We start from the raw sequence: 15,613 nt of genomic DNA on the forward strand, positions 1-15,613 counted from the left end.
CTTGACATTTTGTGCCCATAAAGGGCGGCGGACTGTTCAATTCCTACTCGTGTTATAGAATAAACCTTCCAGCAAGGGGAAGGTCAAGGAGCCAGAAATGAATATCAGCGATGTAGCAAAAATCACCGGTCTTACCAGCAAAGCCATCCGGTTCTATGAGGAAAAAGGGCTCGTTACTGCACCCATGCGCAGCGAAAATGGCTACCGCAGTTACGCCCCAAAACAGATCGAAGAGCTGACCTTGCTGCGGCAGGCTCGTCAGGTCGGTTTCACGTTGGAAGAGTGTCAGGAGCTTGTCGCCCTGTTCAATAATCCGCAGCGCCACAGTGCCGATGTCAAAGCACGAACGCTAGAGAAAGCGGAAGAAATTGGAAGACACATCGAGGAATTAAAAGAAATGCGCCAGCGATTACTGACGCTGGCGGCATCTTGCCCGGGTGATGAAGGCGCTTACTGTCCGATCATCGACAAGTTAAGTGGTTGCTGTCACACAAAAGGGTGAAAGTGAAAGTTGCTTCTGGTTATCAATAGAAAACGAATAAAAGGGCAGGCTGGTGTTGGTTTGCTGCCTTAATAATGCTGCAACTTGCTCAACAACATCTTCTGGGGAGATTATTGCGCGGATATTTTCTAGTGCAAAAACGTCGGAATGGACGCTTATCTTTTCTGCCCCTTGCTGACGGGAATCGGCAGCTTTATCCGTTACAACGATCAGGGGGATATGTAAATCATCATGGGTGCGGGCGTCTTTACCTATAATGCCTAAATGAAAACGATCAATGAGTCGTTGAGAATTGTCGAGTAAAAGCGGGAGGTTTGTTTCCGGTGCAAGGGCTGAATTATTAATATAAGTATGGACATGATCGGCAATAAGTTTAAGCTCCTCATGCCGAAGAGTTTCAAGTTTTGGACTCCAATGGGCGCAATCTTCCGCTTGATTAAGCGCAGAGGATATTTGCGACGCGTTATAACTTTGTATCAATCCCTGCTGAAGCAAATTATCGGAATGCTGGAAGTCTGTAAGGGTCAATGTTTTATTTAAAGTCATTCCGCGCAAATCAGTGCCGATGAAATAGAGTGGTTTCTGATTTTCGAGATTGTTATTTAACGTCAGTGTGAATTTTTTACCTAACTCGGCAGTGTTTAAGTTAGCATCATTATTGATCCACTTGCTTAAAGCGGTTTTACCCCATAGATTAGAAATAACATTGTAGAAAGTATTGGGTAGCCACTCTTTAAGTAGCTGCTCTTTACTAATTAAATAAAAGCGTTCTTCGTTTCTTCTAGATGTCTTTCGCGCCTTTTTTACCAGCATGGCCTCATAACTTCTTCTTTTAGCAGCCAGATTTTCTATGAGTAAAGTCGTTTGCTGTGGCAGGTTCTTTGAAGCATAGCGATCGATAAAAGGTAACGCGACGTTGGCGCCGATATTTAACTGATTAACATTGTTAAACTTAGTGGCTAATTTCTTTTGCACCAACCTTTCAATTTTCATTTTGATAGGTTTAGGAATTAAATAGCTAATGGATTGTAGAGTAGGTAAGGTTTTAAGAGTCTTACCAATAATCAGACCTATTCCTTCGCTTGATAAAGCAAGTATGGCATCGGTGAGATGTTTTCTGGCTTCTATAGGCCGATCGGCTAAATGCGCTTGAATCAATTTTGGTACCACGGTAGTTATTGAGGTCAAGATCAAATTTGAAGCCGCGTGCGTGAGTCTGGCAATGGCAAAATGAGATGAAGTGCCTAAGGTAAGCGGGATTGCTGCAATACTAATCGTTGTGCCGATCATATCTATTGTTTCGAGAACCGAGTCCCAATGCAGTTCCTCATCGGATTTTGAGATGTAATCAATATCTGATTTCAAGTTCTCGATAAATAATTGGTAATGTAAACGACCTAAATCACCACAACTATTAAATGTGATTCTTGGCGTATTCCTGACAGTGTCGAAAGCATCGACAGTAAATCTCAGGTTTTTTCCAATTTCCTCTGAGATTTTAATTAGAGGCTCGAAGGTTTCCTGTTCTTTATAAGGCAGGTGTTTTGCTATAAATGAACTAAGCTCTTCTGGGCTTGCGCCGCTCACCACATTACCATTACTGGTTACTTTAAAAACGCGCTTGTCTGTTGTTGAAAATATAATGCCATGAGTCTCAATTTGCACATCGGAAGGTTCTGTGATGACTTTCTCATAGGAAGGGATCATAAATACGTTACCGACGGGGAGATTGTCCCAATAGACTACCCTTGGATTCTTCTGCATACGTATATATTCTTTAATATTTTCTATTTCATTGGCATTATATATAAAATCATTGTTAGTTATATAATCGTTGACTCTAGCTTGCCAGTTAATAGTAAAATATTGTTTTAAGTTTTCACTTACAGAGTTGGAGCTTAAATGATGGTCAAGCTCAGTGGTGTATTTGTTTTCAATGTCAGCGCTGAGAAACTTATCAGTCATGCTGGCAGTGATAAAGGGGGGCCATTTAAAATCCAGAAGGATATTGGCGTATTGGCCACGCCGATATTCTTTAGTAATGATTTTTTTAAGCGAGTAATCATTTACTTGCCTTAATCGATTTCTCCCCACTTCTATGCTCTCGGGAGGAAGAAAGGTGTTAATGGCTAACGAACCGTTAATCAACAAGGGATCTCCACCTTCCACTACGACAATGTCAAAAATCTGTTTTTCCAGCCAAGTGTCTATGTGTAATGTTGGATGGTCAATGGCTGTCAGTATTTCTTTATACACATTGGAGGCATGTTCAATCGTCTTATCAGCAATGATCTCACATTTACTACACTCTTCCGAATCACCAAAGTATTTAATGATACTTTCCGTTGCTACAGCATCCGCACTAAGATCTAAAGGTAGAGGTGCTATTAATAAATCTTCAGTTTCGACTTCTATTGGTTCTGCTTTTACCAAATGGGGAACGTCATTGTTTATTGTTTCCGAGGTTGGGTATTTGATAAAAAACTCTAATATCGAACGATGATAAGTCTTGATTGGCTTTAAAGGGGTAGCACCAACCCCGTTGATCATCGCTGAATTTGATTTGCTTTCGGCGACCCATTTTCTAAGTGAAGAACCTATAGCTGATAGGGTGCTATCAGCTTGATTTATCATAAATTTATTGAGGTTCGCAAACGTAGGTAGAGCAGGCAAGGGGATTTCTTTAATCTCATAAAAAGTGTTGATATTTTTCTGACTTACTATGTGTTCTGCAGGATGCGTGCTAGAGCTAGGTTTTTCAGCACTGTTGCATACTGTTAACCTATTATTACTCAGATTCACTTGCAATGAACCTTGAATGTAAAGTAACAGAATGGCTTGCGAGAAAGGATCAGAGCGGAAATTTAACGGTAATGGGTTGATGTTAGCCTGTTTAAAATTTACCGCGATCTTATTATTAAATATTTCTGATTTTTTATTTTTACTAGTATATGAGAGGGGCATGTTTTCCTTTGCGTTTATAAGTGCGTCCAAGAAAATTCTTGATTTTTGCTGCCACTCTTATAAACGCAAAATATATATAGGACTATGCTAAATAGCTCATCCTGTTTGATATCGTTAATTTAATGGATCTTTATCGGCATCGTTAATTTTATTTACACGCAGAGTGTTTCCTTCCACGCTGATCACGATGACCTCATCATTAATATTTAACTCTTCGGGGCAACTCACTCGCCAGGTACTGTCGCCTATACGAATACGGCTAAACCCATTTTGCGGCTGTTCAAGCAAGTTTCCGTGCAGGCCAATCATTTGCCGACCACGCTGATTTAAACTTTCATTGGCGGATACATCATCGGGCTTACGTCTAAGCCAAGCGGCCCACAATAGTGCTGCAACGATAGTCAGTACGGCGAAAGTGATACCTTGCCACTCCCACGAGAGCGGCACCAACCAGATAATAAAGCCGACCAAGGCAGCCGCGACCCCGCTCCAAAGCAAATAGCCGCTCGCGCCAAGCAACTCGGCGGCTAACAGCAGCCCGCCTAGCGACAGCCAAAATAGATGAGGATTTGCCGTCAGCTGCTCAAGCATGGTTATTTACCGCCTTTAGTTTCTTTCAGCAGTTCGGCAATACCGCCGATTGAACCCATCAAACTGGTGGCATCCAAGGGCATCATTATCACTTTACTGTTATTGGCCGAGCCGATTTTGGTGAGCGCTTCAGTATATTTCTGCGCCACAAAATAGTTGATAGCCTGTACATCACCCGCCGCGATAGCCGCAGAGACCATTTGCGTGGCCTTGGCTTCAGCCTCGGCGCTACGTTCGCGCGCTTCAGCCTGCAAGAAGGCGGACTGACGTTCACCTTCGGCCTTAAGAATTTGTGACTGCTTTTCACCCTCGGCGCGCAGTATTGCCGACTGGCGGACGCCTTCGGCTTCTAGAATGTCTGCGCGTTTAGTTCGCTCGGCTTTCATCTGGGCATTCATTGCCGAAACCAACTCCGCCGGTGGGCGCACGTCGCGAATCTCAATGCGGGTGATTTTTATACCCCACGGGCTGGTCGCGGCATCCACGATATGCAGCAGTCGGGCATTGATGTTATCTCTCTGCGACAACATTTCATCCAATTCCATTGAACCGAGCACCGTTCGAAAATTTGTCATCGTCAGGTTGACTATCGCCTGTTCAAGATTGCTAACCTCATAGGCGGCGCGAGCGGGATCTATCACCTGAATAAAACAGACGGCGTCGATGGCGACGTTGGCGTTGTCGCGCGAGATTATTTCCTGCGAAGGAATATCAAGCACCTGCTCCATCATATTGATTTTACGGCCTACGCGATCCATAAATGGCACCACGAGATTCAGCCCGGGCATCAGCGTTTTGGTATAGCGACCAAAACGTTCGACGGTCCACTGAAAGCCCTGCGGCACGATTTTCACCCCGGCAAAAACCACGATCATCGCCAGGACGATTACAACGGGTATGAATGTCAGCATGGTTAAAACTCCTGTAATAAGATGTCCCGAAAATTTCGGTAAAACCGGTTCCCTGTGCCGTGGGCAAGCACGCACGGCGAATAAATCATCGCATAATTACGGTCAAAAGGGGGATTACTGAAGCATAGTTTACAAGCGATACGCCGTTTCTCGAGGCGTCTCGCAAAAACTGCACGCTGTTTTGGAGAGAAGGGAAAACAGCGTGCATTGACAGGAATGAGGGTGTAAAAGTGGCTTCCTGAAATGTGCAGGAAGCCAGATTAAACTTTTTAAAACAATGCATTAAAACAATAAATCAAATCAGTAGAGCAGGGCGTAAAGCTGACGACGATATTTTGCCGCGAGTGCATCGCCGGTACCTAATGCGGCAAGAATATCCATCAACGTTTTGCGCGCTGCGCCGTTACCGGCAGAGAGATCCTTTTTGAGATGTCCAAGGAGTAATTCAAGCGCCTCTTCGTTGCGTCCAACCTGATGCAGCTGCAAGGCGAGCTGAACGGCAAGGTCGACGTTCTGCGGATCTTGTGCGATCTGCTGTTGCAACTGCTGGATTTCAGGGGTGTCGGCCGCCTGTTTCAGCAGTTCGATTTGGGCAATTAAACCTTGATAGCGCGTATCGCGGTCCTGAAACGGAATGGTAGCCAACACGGCTTCGGCATCTTCGCTGCGATTTAGCATAATCTGGACTTCAGCTAATGAAAGACCAATGTCACTGCGCTGATTGCTCAATTGCCAGGCGTCTTTGAGCAGGGGCAAGGCTTCGAGCACGTTACCCTCTTGCATAAGTTCGCTGGCTTGAACGAATTTTAACTCTTCTTCTTTTGGCAGCACTTTTGCCAGTAAATCGCGGATCACTTCTTCCGGCTGAGGACCCTGGAATCCATCGACGGGCTGGCCGTCCTGGAACATGTAAACAGCGGGAATTGAGCGCAGCCCAAACTGTTGGGCAATGGCCTGCTGAGCGTCACAGTCAACTTTAGCCAGTACAAATTGACCGGCGTATTCGGCTGCCAGTTTGTCAAGAATTGGGCCGAGGATCAGGCAATGCTGACTGCGTTCAGACCAAAAATAAAACATCACCGGGACCGACATTGACTGGTCCAGCGTCTGATGCAAATTCGATTCGTTAATCTCGATGGTTAAAGGTTGTGCAAGCATGAATTCTTTTCTCTCTCGTCCGTTCCGTTTAGAAAGTTAATGGGGGCATTTGAGGTAACTTTCAACCGGTACATTAGCTATTGCCGCGCAGGACAATATCCAGCAGGCGGCCAGGCAATAGGCGACGCAGAACGCTTAATCCGTGGGCAATCAGGGTAACCGGATAACGCAATTTTGGCCGACGACTTTCTAAAGCATGGCGCAATTTTGGTAAAACGGCTTCGGGACCAAGCGTAAATCTTTCGGCCATCCCAGGATTAACAATAGGTTTGTCGGCCTGTGTCTGTTTTACGTTTTGGGTGAAATTGCTGTGTAACGGACCCGGTTCAATCAGGCTGACATGAATACCGGTGCCGTGCAGCTCCATACGCAGCGTATCCGACCACGCTTCAAGCGCAAATTTACTGGCAGCGTAAATTCCGCGGCTCGGCGTCGTTACCAGACCCATTACCGAGCTGGTTTGAATAATACGCCCTTCGGCGTGCGCCAGCATGGCGGGAAGTAACAGCTGGGTGAGCTGATGCGTGCCAAAAACGTTGGTAGAAAACTGCTGCTCGAACTGTTCGCGACTCACCGTATGCAGAGGGCCATAAATGCCATAGCCTGCATTATTGAACAGCGCATAAAGGCGATTGCCAGTTAATTCAATAACCTGTGTAGCACAGCGCGCAACGCTGTGTCGGTCGTCGAGATCAAGTTCGACCGTTTCGAATCCCAGATTACGCAGATTGTCGAGATCTTGGGTTTTGCGGCAGGCGGCGAGCACGCGATAACCGCGATTTCTTAAATCGTGTGCGGCGGCCAAGCCAATTCCGCTGGAGCAACCGGTAATCAATATGGCTTTTTGCATAACTTTACCTGTTAAAGGCCCCAAATTATTGAAGATTATGGTTTACTCAAAGAAGGAGCCACGAGCGGCGTCAGTTTGCCGGACATCCAGTCAGCAATAAAATTTTGCGCCGACTGATTAGGATGTAAGCCATCGTCCTGCATCCACTCCGGTTTTATCGCCACCTGCTCCATAAAAAAGGGCACCAGCGGAATGTCAGCCTGTTTCGCCAGGGTAGGGTAAATGGCATAAAACGCGTCGTTATAGCGTTTACCGTAGTTGGGTGGCAGACGAATCTGCATCAGCAAAGGCTCGGCCTTGGCCTGTTTCACCAACGTGATTATCTGATTCAACGTCTGGCTAATAGTGGGCGGCGCAAAACCGCGCAGGCCATCGTTAGCCCCAAGTTCAATCAATACCCAGCGTGGATGATGCTGTTGCAGCAGGGTAGGCAAGCGCGCCAGCCCTTGAGCTGCCGTATCGCCACTGATGCTGGCATTCACAACGGTCGGCAAGCCGCCCTGTTTTTTCCATTGATTATTCAACAGGCTGGGCCAGGAATTATTCACCGGTAAACGGTAAACAGCACTTAAACTATCGCCAACAATCAGCAGCGTATCAGCAGCAGCGGCGCGGAAACTTAATATTCCCATCAACAGAAGGAAGGGAAGATGCCAGCGGAAAACGTACTTGAAGTTCATCATCTTAGTAAACACGTCGGTCAAGGGGAACATGAACTATCCATCCTGTCCGGTGTTGAGCTGGTTGTCAAACCCGCTCAGACTATTGCGCTGATCGGCGAGTCGGGTTCGGGGAAATCCACGTTACTGGGTATTTTAGCGGGATTGGATGACGGCAGCAGCGGCGAGGTTACCCTGCTCGGAAAACCGCTCTCTTCGTTGAATGAAGAGGGGCGAGCGGCCTTGCGAGCCAAAAACGTCGGCTTTGTGTTTCAGTCTTTCATGCTGGTTCCTACATTGAATGCGCTTGAAAACGTTCAACTTCCTGCCTTGCTACGCGGTGAAACCGATGCCAGCAGTCGTGAACAGGCCGTGCAATTGCTGAATCAACTCGGCTTAGGCGAACGTCTGCACCATCTTCCGGCTCAGCTTTCGGGCGGCGAACAGCAGCGTGTCGCGCTGGCGCGTGCCTTTATCGGTAAGCCCAAACTGCTTTTTGCCGACGAGCCAACGGGTAATCTCGACCGTCAGACCGGTGAACGCATCGCCGAACTGCTGTTTTCGTTTAATCGCGACAATCAAACCACGCTGATTCTGGTTACCCACGATGAGCAACTGGCCGCACGCTGCCAGCGCCGTCTGCGGCTGCGTGATGGAAAATTGTGGGAGGATGCATGATTTGGCGTTGGTTCTGGCGTGAGTGGCGATCGCCGTCACTGCTGATTGTCTGGCTCTCTCTCACGCTGGCCGTCGCCTGCGTGCTGGCGCTGGGCAGTATCAGCGATCGAATGGACAAAGGCTTAAGCGAGCAAAGCCGTGAATTTATCGCGGGCGATAGAGTGCTGCGATCGGCGCGTCCGATTACCGAGGCGTGGATTCAAGATGCCCAGTCGCAGGGGCTAAAAGTCAGTCGACAACTTTCGTTTATGACCATGACGTTTGCCGGCGAGACGCCACAGCTCGCGTCGGTAAAAGCCACCGATTTGGCCTATCCGCTGTATGGCAATCTCGACACTCAACCGCCGGGCATCAAGCCGCAGCCGGGCACGGTGCTCGTTGCGCCGCGGTTGCTGGCACTGCTTAATCTTAAGGTGGGCGATACTCTCGACGTCGGTGACACCACGCTGCGCATTGCCGCCGTTATTAATCAAGAGCCCGACTCCGGCTTTAATCCTTTCCAGACAGCGCCTCGTATTATCATGAATCTCGACGACGTGCAGAAAACCGGCGCTATCCAGCCAGGTAGCCGCATAACCTATCGCTACATGTTTGCCGGTTCGACAGAAAATATTGAACGTTACGGCGAGGCGATTAAAGGCCTGTTGAAGCCCGATCAACGCTGGTATGGCATGGAAGAGTCCGACGGCGCGCTTAGCCGTTCTCTGCAGCGTTCGCAGCAATTTTTGACCTTGTCAGCGTTGTTAACATTAATGCTGTCGATTGCCGCCGTTGCCGTGTCGATGAATCACTACTGTCGCAGTCGCTACGATTTGGTCGCGGTGCTTAAAACGCTCGGTGCTGGTCGTAAGGCGCTACAGAAATTGATTGTAGGCCAATGGGTTGCGGTGCTGGTGCTGGCGGCGGTGGCGGGCAGCATTATTGGTTTGGGCTTTGAAGCATTGCTGATGAAAATGCTTGCACCTGTGTTACCCAACAAACTTCCTCCGGCCGGGCTATGGCCGTGGGTATGGTCAATGGGGGCATTAATCGTCATTTCATTGCTGGTCGGATTACGCCCTTATCGCCAGCTGGTCGCTACGCTGCCGTTGCGCGTATTGCGTCAGGACGTGGTCGCCAATGTCTGGCCTTTGCGCTATTTCCTGCCCATTATCACGCTAATTGTGGTCGGATTACTGGTCGCGCTGGTAGGTAACAGCTCTCTATTGTGGGCGCTGTTGGCCGGAATCTTGGTGCTTTCACTGTTACTGGGTGGAATAGGTTGGTTGAGTTTGCTGTTGCTGCGCCGCCTGACGGTAAGTCATTTAGGCCTGCGTTTGGCGATCAATCGCCTTTTGCGTCAGCCTTGGGTCACGCTAAGCCAGCTGGCCGCCTTTTCAATGTCGTTTATGTTGCTGGCGTTGTTACTGGTGCTGCGCGGCGACTTGTTGAATCAATGGCAGCGCCAGCTTCCGCCAGACAGTCCGAACTATTTCCTGCTTAATCTTACAAAAGAGCAGGTGCCTCAGGTCACCGATTTCCTGCGCCAGCGCAACGTCGCACCAGACACTTTCTATCCGATTGTGCGTGTGAGATTAACAAAAATTAATCAGCAGGAAGCCACCGACCTGATTCATCCTGGCGATTCTGGGCGCGAGGCGTTGGAGCGCGAGCTCAATCTGACCTGGATGCAGGGGCTTCCTGATCACAATGAATTACTGGAAGGCAGCGGGCCGCCGAAAGCGGGTGAAGTTTCGATTGATTCGGGGATTGCCGAGAGGCTGGATATCAAGCTTGGCGACACGGTAACCTTCAGTGGCGACACTCAAGATTTCAGCGCTAAAGTGACCAGCCTGCGTAAAGTCGACTGGGATAGCCTGCGGCCAAACTTTTACTTTATTTTCCCACCGGGCGCGCTGGATGCGCAGCCACAAAGTTGGCTGACCAGCTTCCATTATGAAGGCGACGGTAAACTGCTGGTGGAGCTTAATCGCCAGTTCCCGACCCTGAGTCTACTCGACGTCGGCTCTATCCTGCGGCAAATCGGTGATGTGTTGCAGCAGGTCAGCCGCGCGCTTGAAGTGATGGTGATTCTGGTCATTCTTTGTGGTGGATTACTGTTGTTGGCGCAAATTCAGGTCGGGATGCGCCAGCGTCGGCAGGAATTGGTGGTTTATCGCACATTGGGCGCGAGCAAAAAACTGCTGCGCAGTACGCTATGGTGCGAATTTGCCGTGCTCGGACTGGTGGCGGGTATTGCCGCGGCGGTCGGCGCAGAGGCTGCGCTGTGGCTGCTTCAACGCAAAGTCTTTGATTTCCCATGGGAACCTAACATGATCTTGTGGTGGTCGGTGCCGTTGACCAGCGCGCTATTGCTGTCACTGTGCGGCGGCTGGCTCGGAATTCGACTGCTCAAGGGCAAGGCGCTGTTCCGCAGTTATCAAAGTTAATTGTGGAAAAATAGAAGCTGAAGCCTAAAAGTTAGGACGTAAAAAAGGGCACGAAAAGTGCCCTTGATTTTAGTGTCGAGAATGGAAATTTAAAGCTTTTCCAGTGCCCATTCGATACCGCTGGCATATTCGGCTGGCAGCATCGGCACTAACGCTTGTAGATTATCTTTCAGCAGCAACGGATTAGCATCGTTGAGGTTGAGATGTCCGACTTTACGGCCCGCGCGCACTTCTTTGTCATACCAGTGCAGATTCACCAGCGGCTGGCTCAGCCACTCGAGATTCACGGCGGTGCCAATCAGATTCACCATCACGGACGGCGTGCTTACCACCGGCTTTGGTAGAGGCAGATTCAGAATAGCGCGCAGGTGCAGCTCGAACTGACTAATTGACGCGCCGTTTTGTGTCCAGTGGCCGCTATTGTGAACGCGTGGTGCCAACTCGTTGATCAACAAGCCCTCTTCGACGATGAAACACTCCATCGCCATCACGCCAACGTAGCCCAGCTCGTTCATGATGGCAGAAAGCATCGACTCGGCCTGCTGCTGCTGTGCGGCGTCAGGCTCGGGGAAGGCGACGCTGGTGCGCAGAATGCCGTCCTGATGCAGGTTGTGGGTCAACGGGTAGAACACCGTTTTGCCGTCGTGACCACGTGCGCCGACCAGCGACACTTCACCAGAGAAGTTGATGCCTTGCTCAACGATGCACTCGCCGTAGCACTCTTCCGGCAGAGTCACTTCTTCGCCCTGACGGAAACGCCATTGGCCGCGACCGTCATAACCGCCGACGCGACGTTTGACGATAGCCAAGTCGCACAGATTGGCGTAGATGTCAGCCCATTCGGAGGCGTCGGCCAGCAGCTGCCAAGGAGCAGTTGCTAAACCCAGCTGGTCGAGCAGCTGTTTTTGCGTCAGGCGATCGGCGAGACGCGGGAAGATATCGCGGTTTACAAAACCCGTGTGGCTGGCTAATTCGCGCGTCAGCGCGGTTTCGGGCCAGCGCTCGATTTCGGCGGTAATGACACTATTTTGGAACGGAACGGCTTCAGGCTCGGCATCAATGCCGACCGGATAAACGGTAATGCCCAAAGGCTCGCCCGCCTGACGCAGCATGCGGCCTAGCTGGCCGTTTCCGAGTACGCAGACCGGCTTCATGCTTCCTCCCGCGGATCGGGATTATTCAGCACTTCATCGGTTTGCTCTTTGCGCCAGGTGGCCAGCGCCTGCGCGATGCGAGCGTCGTGGAGGGCAAGAATCTGTGCCGCAAGCAGCGCTGCGTTTGCCGCGCCGGCTTTACCGATTGCCAGCGTACCGACCGGAATTCCGCGCGGCATCTGTACAATAGAATAGAGGCTGTCGACGCCGCTCAGGGCCGCGCTTTGAACAGGCACGCCGAGAACCGGCACCAGCGTTTTCGCTGCGATCATGCCCGGCAGATGGGCTGCGCCACCGGCACCGGCAATAATTACATCCAGACCGTTTTCAGACGCCTGCTCCGCAAAGCTAAACAGTTTGTCCGGCGTGCGGTGAGCGGAGACAATCTCGACATGAAAAGGAATATTCAGCGTTGTGAGGACGTCTGCAGCGAACTGCATGGTAGCCCAGTCACTTTTAGACCCCATGACGATAGCGATTTTTGCCGGGGTAACGTTGGATGTCATGCCTGTAAAGCTCCTGTGATTATGCAAGCGTTGTCAGGTGGTGGTGCAAAAAATAATTACCTGACCGAGAGGGCGCAAATAATAGCACGGCAAAACGGCGAGGAAAACGGTTGCGTCGCCTGCTTTGGCTCATCCGCGACAAGAAACCCACCGCGTCGGCGATAGGGCTTGTTAAGTGCCGCAATGAATCAAGTCAGAATAAATGCAGGAGCAAATTAGAAAGGGAAGGAGATCAATTCGATACCGTCGGCGGTGACTTTAACCATCGAACCTTCCTCATGCCAGGCTCCAAGTACCGCGCGGTGTGCGAGCTTTTCGCCGAGCTGAACTTCATGAATCGCAGGGCGATGGGTATGGCCGTGAATCATCCATTCGACGCCGTGTGATTGCATCTCTTGCACTACGGCCTGTTGATTCACATCCATAATGCGCAGGTCTTTATGGCTGTTCGAAGCTTTGCTGTCTGCACGCATTCGCGCGGCAATGGCCAGACGCCACTTGAGTGGCAACGCAAGAAAGAGTCGTTGAATCAGTCTATTATGCACTTTTTTGCGGAATTTTTGGTAACCGACATCGTCGGTGCAGAGCGTGTCGCCGTGCAGAATCAAGATGCGACGACCATAAAGTTCCAGCACCTTTTTTTCGGGCAGCAGGGTCATCAGGCTCTCACGAGCGAAACGTCGTCCCAACAGGAAGTCGCGATTGCCGTGAATGAAAAAGCAGGGCACGCCCTGTTGATGTAACGCCTTGAGAGCAGAAGAAATTTCAGCATGTAACGGTTGAGGATCGTCGTCGCCTATCCAGGCTTCAAACAGGTCGCCAAGAATATACAGCGCGTCGGCCTGTGGCGCATCCTCGCGCAAAAAACGCAGAAAACCGGCAGTAATTGCCGGTTCCTGTGCGCAAAGATGGACATCTGCGATAAAAAACGTTGTCATTCCTGCGTGTATTATTCGCTAACGGTAACGCTTGTCACGATCACGTCTTCTTTTGGAACGTCCTGATGCATACCGCTACGGCCGGTTGCAACGGCTTTGATTTTGTCTACTACGTCCAGACCTTCGCTAACTTCTGCGAATACACAGTAGCCCCAGCCCTGCGCGTTCTGGCCGCTGTGGTTCAGGAAATCGTTATCAACCAGGTTGATAAAGAACTGACCGGTCGCTGAATGTGGATCGTTGGTACGTGCCATCGCCAGCGTACCACGGGTGTTTTTCAGGCCGTTGTTCGCTTCGTTTTTGATTGGCGCGTCAGTGGTTTTCTGATTCATGCCAGGTTCGAAACCGCCGCCCTGAATCATGAAACCGTTAATCACACGGTGGAAAATTGTGTTGTCGTAGAAACCCTTACGGCAATAGTTCAGGAAGTTTTCAACGGTGACTGGCGCTTTGTCAGCAAAGGTGTTGATAACGATGTCGCCGTGATTGGTGTGAAAAGTGACCATAATAATCATCCTGCTTTTAGTTGGTGTTACTCATTAATGAGGCAGTACTATAGCCTTTTCTTATACCATAACTCAAAAGTAGCCGTCAGCCCCTGCTTTTAACGCGGCTTTTTCAAGCAGAATGAAAACACTTTACTCAATAAAATGTTATATTATAACAATTAAAAGTTAACCAACTTGCCGAGACTGGCCTTATAACGTTTCGGTGACGGTTTTTTCGTTATATTATGAAGCCAATGTTCTAAACAGCGTTTATTGCACGCTTTTAATAAAGTCTGCCGTCTACGTTTGTCTTTTAGTAATTTCACACAACACAATTGGAATAGCTCGATGCTGAAGATTTTTAATACCCTGAGTCGCCAAAAAGAGGAATTTAAACCAATTCATGCCGGTAAAATCGGTATGTACGTGTGTGGAATTACTGTTTACGACCTCTGTCATATCGGACACGGTCGCACGTTCGTCTCTTTTGATGTCGTTGCCCGCTACCTGCGCTTTTTAGGCTATTCACTGAAATATGTACGCAATATTACCGATATTGATGACAAAATCATTAAACGTGCTGCGGAAAACGGTGAGAGCTTCGTCGAGTTGACCGATCGCATGATTGCTGAAATGCACGGCGATTTCGACTCTCTTGGCATCTTGCCGCCCGATCTCGAGCCGCGTGCGACGCATCACATTGCAGAAATCATCGACATCGTACAGCGTTTAATCGACCGCGATCACGCCTATGTTGCTTCAAACGGTGACGTGATGTTCTCCGTTGAAAGCGACCCCGATTACGGCATTCTGTCCCGTCAGGATCTCGACCAGCTGCAAGCAGGCGCGCGGGTTGAAGTGGCTGATGTAAAAAGAAATTCAATGGATTTCGTGCTGTGGAAAATGTCGAAAGAGGGTGAACCAAGCTGGAATTCCCCGTGGGGCAACGGCCGCCCGGGCTGGCACATCGAATGTTCCGCCATGAACTGCAAACAGCTGGGCTCGCATTTTGACATCCACGGTGGTGGCTCTGACCTGATGTTCCCGCATCACGAAAACGAAATTGCCCAGTCGAGTTGCGCCCACGACGGCCCTTACGTCAACACGTGGATGCATTCGGGTATGGTAATGATCGACCGCGAAAAAATGTCCAAATCGCTGGATAACTTCTTTACCGTGCGTGACGTGCTGAAATATTACGACGCCGAAAGCGTGCGCTATTTCCTGATGTCCGGCCACTATCGCAGCCAGCTAAACTATAGCGAAGAGAACCTGAAACTCGCGAGAACCTCAATGGAACGCCTGTATACCGCGCTGCGCGGAACAGACGCCAACGCCGCACCAGCGGGCGGTGAAGAGTTTGAAGCACGTTTTCGCGCCGCGATGGACGACGATTTCAATACGCCAGAAGCTTACTCCGTGCTGTTTGATATGGCGCGCGATATTAATCGTCTGAAAGGTGAAAATCTGGATGCGGCAAACGGGCTGGCGGCTGAGTTGCGCCGTCTGGCGGGCGTGTTAGGTTTATTGGCGCAAGATCCAGAGCAGTTCCTGCAATCTGGCGCACAGGCCGACGACGGGGAAGTCGCAGAAATCGAATCACTGATTAAGCAGCGTAACGACGCGCGTGCCAGCAAAGATTGGGCAATGGCTGACAAAGCCCGCGACCGTCTCAATGAAATGGGCATCGTTCTGGAAGATGGGGCCTCTGGCACCACCTGGCGCAGAAAATAAATCGCGTCTTTCAAACCGCAACTGTGTTGACTGCCTTCAATCACCCCAGTC

14 protein-coding genes are annotated in these 15,613 nt (G+C 49.8%); 4 read left to right on the forward strand and 10 right to left on the reverse strand.

The window, feature by feature from the left end:
• Positions 1-97 precede the first annotated feature (97 nt).
• Complete coding sequence (cueR, locus tag SC206_RS14405; RefSeq protein WP_332738114.1) at positions 98-502, forward strand: Cu(I)-responsive transcriptional regulator; 405 nt, start codon at positions 98-100, stop codon at positions 500-502.
• On the opposite strand, the gene SC206_RS14410 is transcribed toward cueR, so the two are convergent.
• The 6 genes from SC206_RS14410 to tesA all read right to left on the reverse strand — a co-directional run bounded on the left by SC206_RS14410 (position 473) and on the right by tesA (position 7,656).
• Positions 473-3,496 carry a hypothetical protein gene (locus SC206_RS14410; protein WP_332738115.1) on the reverse strand — a complete coding sequence of 1,008 codons (3,024 nt, stop codon included), beginning with the start codon at positions 3,494-3,496 and terminating at the stop codon, positions 473-475. The genes cueR and SC206_RS14410 overlap by 30 nt on opposite strands.
• Before the next feature lie 84 nt (positions 3,497-3,580).
• Entirely contained in the window at positions 3,581-4,057 is a 477-nt protein-coding gene (locus SC206_RS14415) for an NfeD family protein (protein ID WP_332738116.1), read from the reverse strand.
• 2 nt (positions 4,058-4,059) lie between these two features.
• On the reverse strand, positions 4,060-4,968 hold the full coding sequence (locus SC206_RS14420; protein ID WP_332738117.1) for an SPFH domain-containing protein: 909 nt from the start codon (positions 4,966-4,968) through the stop codon (positions 4,060-4,062).
• Positions 4,969-5,268: 300 nt separating this feature from the next.
• A complete protein-coding gene (locus tag SC206_RS14425) occupies positions 5,269-6,126 on the reverse strand; it encodes a co-chaperone YbbN (RefSeq protein ID WP_332738118.1) in 858 nt (285 codons plus the stop codon).
• Positions 6,127-6,199: 73 nt separating this feature from the next.
• Positions 6,200-6,976 carry an SDR family oxidoreductase gene (locus tag SC206_RS14430; RefSeq protein WP_332738119.1) on the reverse strand — a complete coding sequence of 259 codons (777 nt, stop codon included), beginning with the start codon at positions 6,974-6,976 and terminating at the stop codon, positions 6,200-6,202.
• Between the two features lie 35 nt (positions 6,977-7,011).
• Positions 7,012-7,656 carry a multifunctional acyl-CoA thioesterase I/protease I/lysophospholipase L1 gene (tesA, locus tag SC206_RS14435; protein ID WP_332738257.1) on the reverse strand — a complete coding sequence of 215 codons (645 nt, stop codon included), beginning with the start codon at positions 7,654-7,656 and terminating at the stop codon, positions 7,012-7,014.
• Here tesA and ybbA point away from each other — a divergent pair.
• Positions 7,627-8,313 (forward strand): putative ABC transporter ATP-binding protein YbbA, encoded by a 687-nt coding sequence (gene ybbA / locus SC206_RS14440; RefSeq protein ID WP_332738120.1) that lies wholly within the window; start codon positions 7,627-7,629, stop codon positions 8,311-8,313. The genes tesA and ybbA overlap by 30 nt on opposite strands.
• Positions 8,310-10,742, forward strand: coding sequence for a putative ABC transporter permease subunit YbbP (gene ybbP / locus SC206_RS14445; RefSeq protein WP_332738121.1), 2,433 nt, complete (start codon positions 8,310-8,312; stop codon positions 10,740-10,742). The genes ybbA and ybbP overlap by 4 nt, the downstream gene beginning before the upstream one ends.
• Positions 10,743-10,831: 89 nt before the next feature.
• Here ybbP and purK read toward each other — a convergent pair whose 3' ends face one another.
• From purK to ppiB, 4 genes are all read right to left on the reverse strand, one after another.
• A complete protein-coding gene (gene purK, locus SC206_RS14450; protein WP_332738122.1) occupies positions 10,832-11,896 on the reverse strand; it encodes a 5-(carboxyamino)imidazole ribonucleotide synthase in 1,065 nt (354 codons plus the stop codon).
• Entirely contained in the window at positions 11,893-12,402 is a 510-nt protein-coding gene (gene purE / locus SC206_RS14455) for a 5-(carboxyamino)imidazole ribonucleotide mutase (RefSeq protein ID WP_332738123.1), read from the reverse strand. The genes purK and purE overlap by 4 nt, the downstream gene beginning before the upstream one ends.
• A 215-nt stretch (positions 12,403-12,617) precedes the next feature.
• Positions 12,618-13,340, reverse strand: coding sequence for a UDP-2,3-diacylglucosamine diphosphatase (lpxH, locus tag SC206_RS14460; RefSeq protein ID WP_332738124.1), 723 nt, complete (start codon positions 13,338-13,340; stop codon positions 12,618-12,620).
• Between the two features lie 11 nt (positions 13,341-13,351).
• Positions 13,352-13,846 carry a peptidylprolyl isomerase B gene (gene ppiB / locus SC206_RS14465; RefSeq protein WP_332738125.1) on the reverse strand — a complete coding sequence of 165 codons (495 nt, stop codon included), beginning with the start codon at positions 13,844-13,846 and terminating at the stop codon, positions 13,352-13,354.
• A gap of 330 nt (positions 13,847-14,176) precedes the next feature.
• Between ppiB and cysS the strand changes: the two genes are divergently transcribed.
• A complete protein-coding gene (gene cysS, locus SC206_RS14470) occupies positions 14,177-15,562 on the forward strand; it encodes a cysteine--tRNA ligase (RefSeq protein ID WP_332738126.1) in 1,386 nt (461 codons plus the stop codon).
• Positions 15,563-15,613: the final 51 nt, after the last annotated feature.

The organism is Rouxiella sp. T17, assembly GCF_036663475.1.
Taxonomy (GTDB): Bacteria; Pseudomonadota; Gammaproteobacteria; order Enterobacterales; family Enterobacteriaceae; genus Rouxiella.

What these genes read in the sequence shown, in the direction of transcription:
- SC206_RS14415 (WP_332738116.1), bottom strand. Translation starts at nt 4,057, where the DNA reads ATGCTTGAGCAGCTGACGGCAAATCCTCATCTATTTTGGCTGTCGCTA.
- ppiB (WP_332738125.1), bottom strand. Translation starts at nt 13,846, where the DNA reads ATGGTCACTTTTCACACCAATCACGGCGACATCGTTATCAACACCTTT.
- tesA (WP_332738257.1), bottom strand. Translation starts at nt 7,656, where the DNA reads ATGAACTTCAAGTACGTTTTCCGCTGGCATCTTCCCTTCCTTCTGTTG.
- purE (WP_332738123.1), bottom strand. Translation starts at nt 12,402, where the DNA reads ATGACATCCAACGTTACCCCGGCAAAAATCGCTATCGTCATGGGGTCT.
- SC206_RS14420 (WP_332738117.1), bottom strand. Translation starts at nt 4,968, where the DNA reads ATGCTGACATTCATACCCGTTGTAATCGTCCTGGCGATGATCGTGGTT.
- ybbP (WP_332738121.1), top strand. Translation starts at nt 8,310, where the DNA reads ATGATTTGGCGTTGGTTCTGGCGTGAGTGGCGATCGCCGTCACTGCTG.
- SC206_RS14430 (WP_332738119.1), bottom strand. Translation starts at nt 6,976, where the DNA reads ATGCAAAAAGCCATATTGATTACCGGTTGCTCCAGCGGAATTGGCTTG.
- purK (WP_332738122.1), bottom strand. Translation starts at nt 11,896, where the DNA reads ATGAAGCCGGTCTGCGTACTCGGAAACGGCCAGCTAGGCCGCATGCTG.
- cysS (WP_332738126.1), top strand. Translation starts at nt 14,177, where the DNA reads ATGCTGAAGATTTTTAATACCCTGAGTCGCCAAAAAGAGGAATTTAAA.
- SC206_RS14425 (WP_332738118.1), bottom strand. Translation starts at nt 6,126, where the DNA reads ATGCTTGCACAACCTTTAACCATCGAGATTAACGAATCGAATTTGCAT.
- lpxH (WP_332738124.1), bottom strand. Translation starts at nt 13,340, where the DNA reads ATGACAACGTTTTTTATCGCAGATGTCCATCTTTGCGCACAGGAACCG.
- cueR (WP_332738114.1), top strand. Translation starts at nt 98, where the DNA reads ATGAATATCAGCGATGTAGCAAAAATCACCGGTCTTACCAGCAAAGCC.
- ybbA (WP_332738120.1), top strand. Translation starts at nt 7,627, where the DNA reads ATGCCAGCGGAAAACGTACTTGAAGTTCATCATCTTAGTAAACACGTC.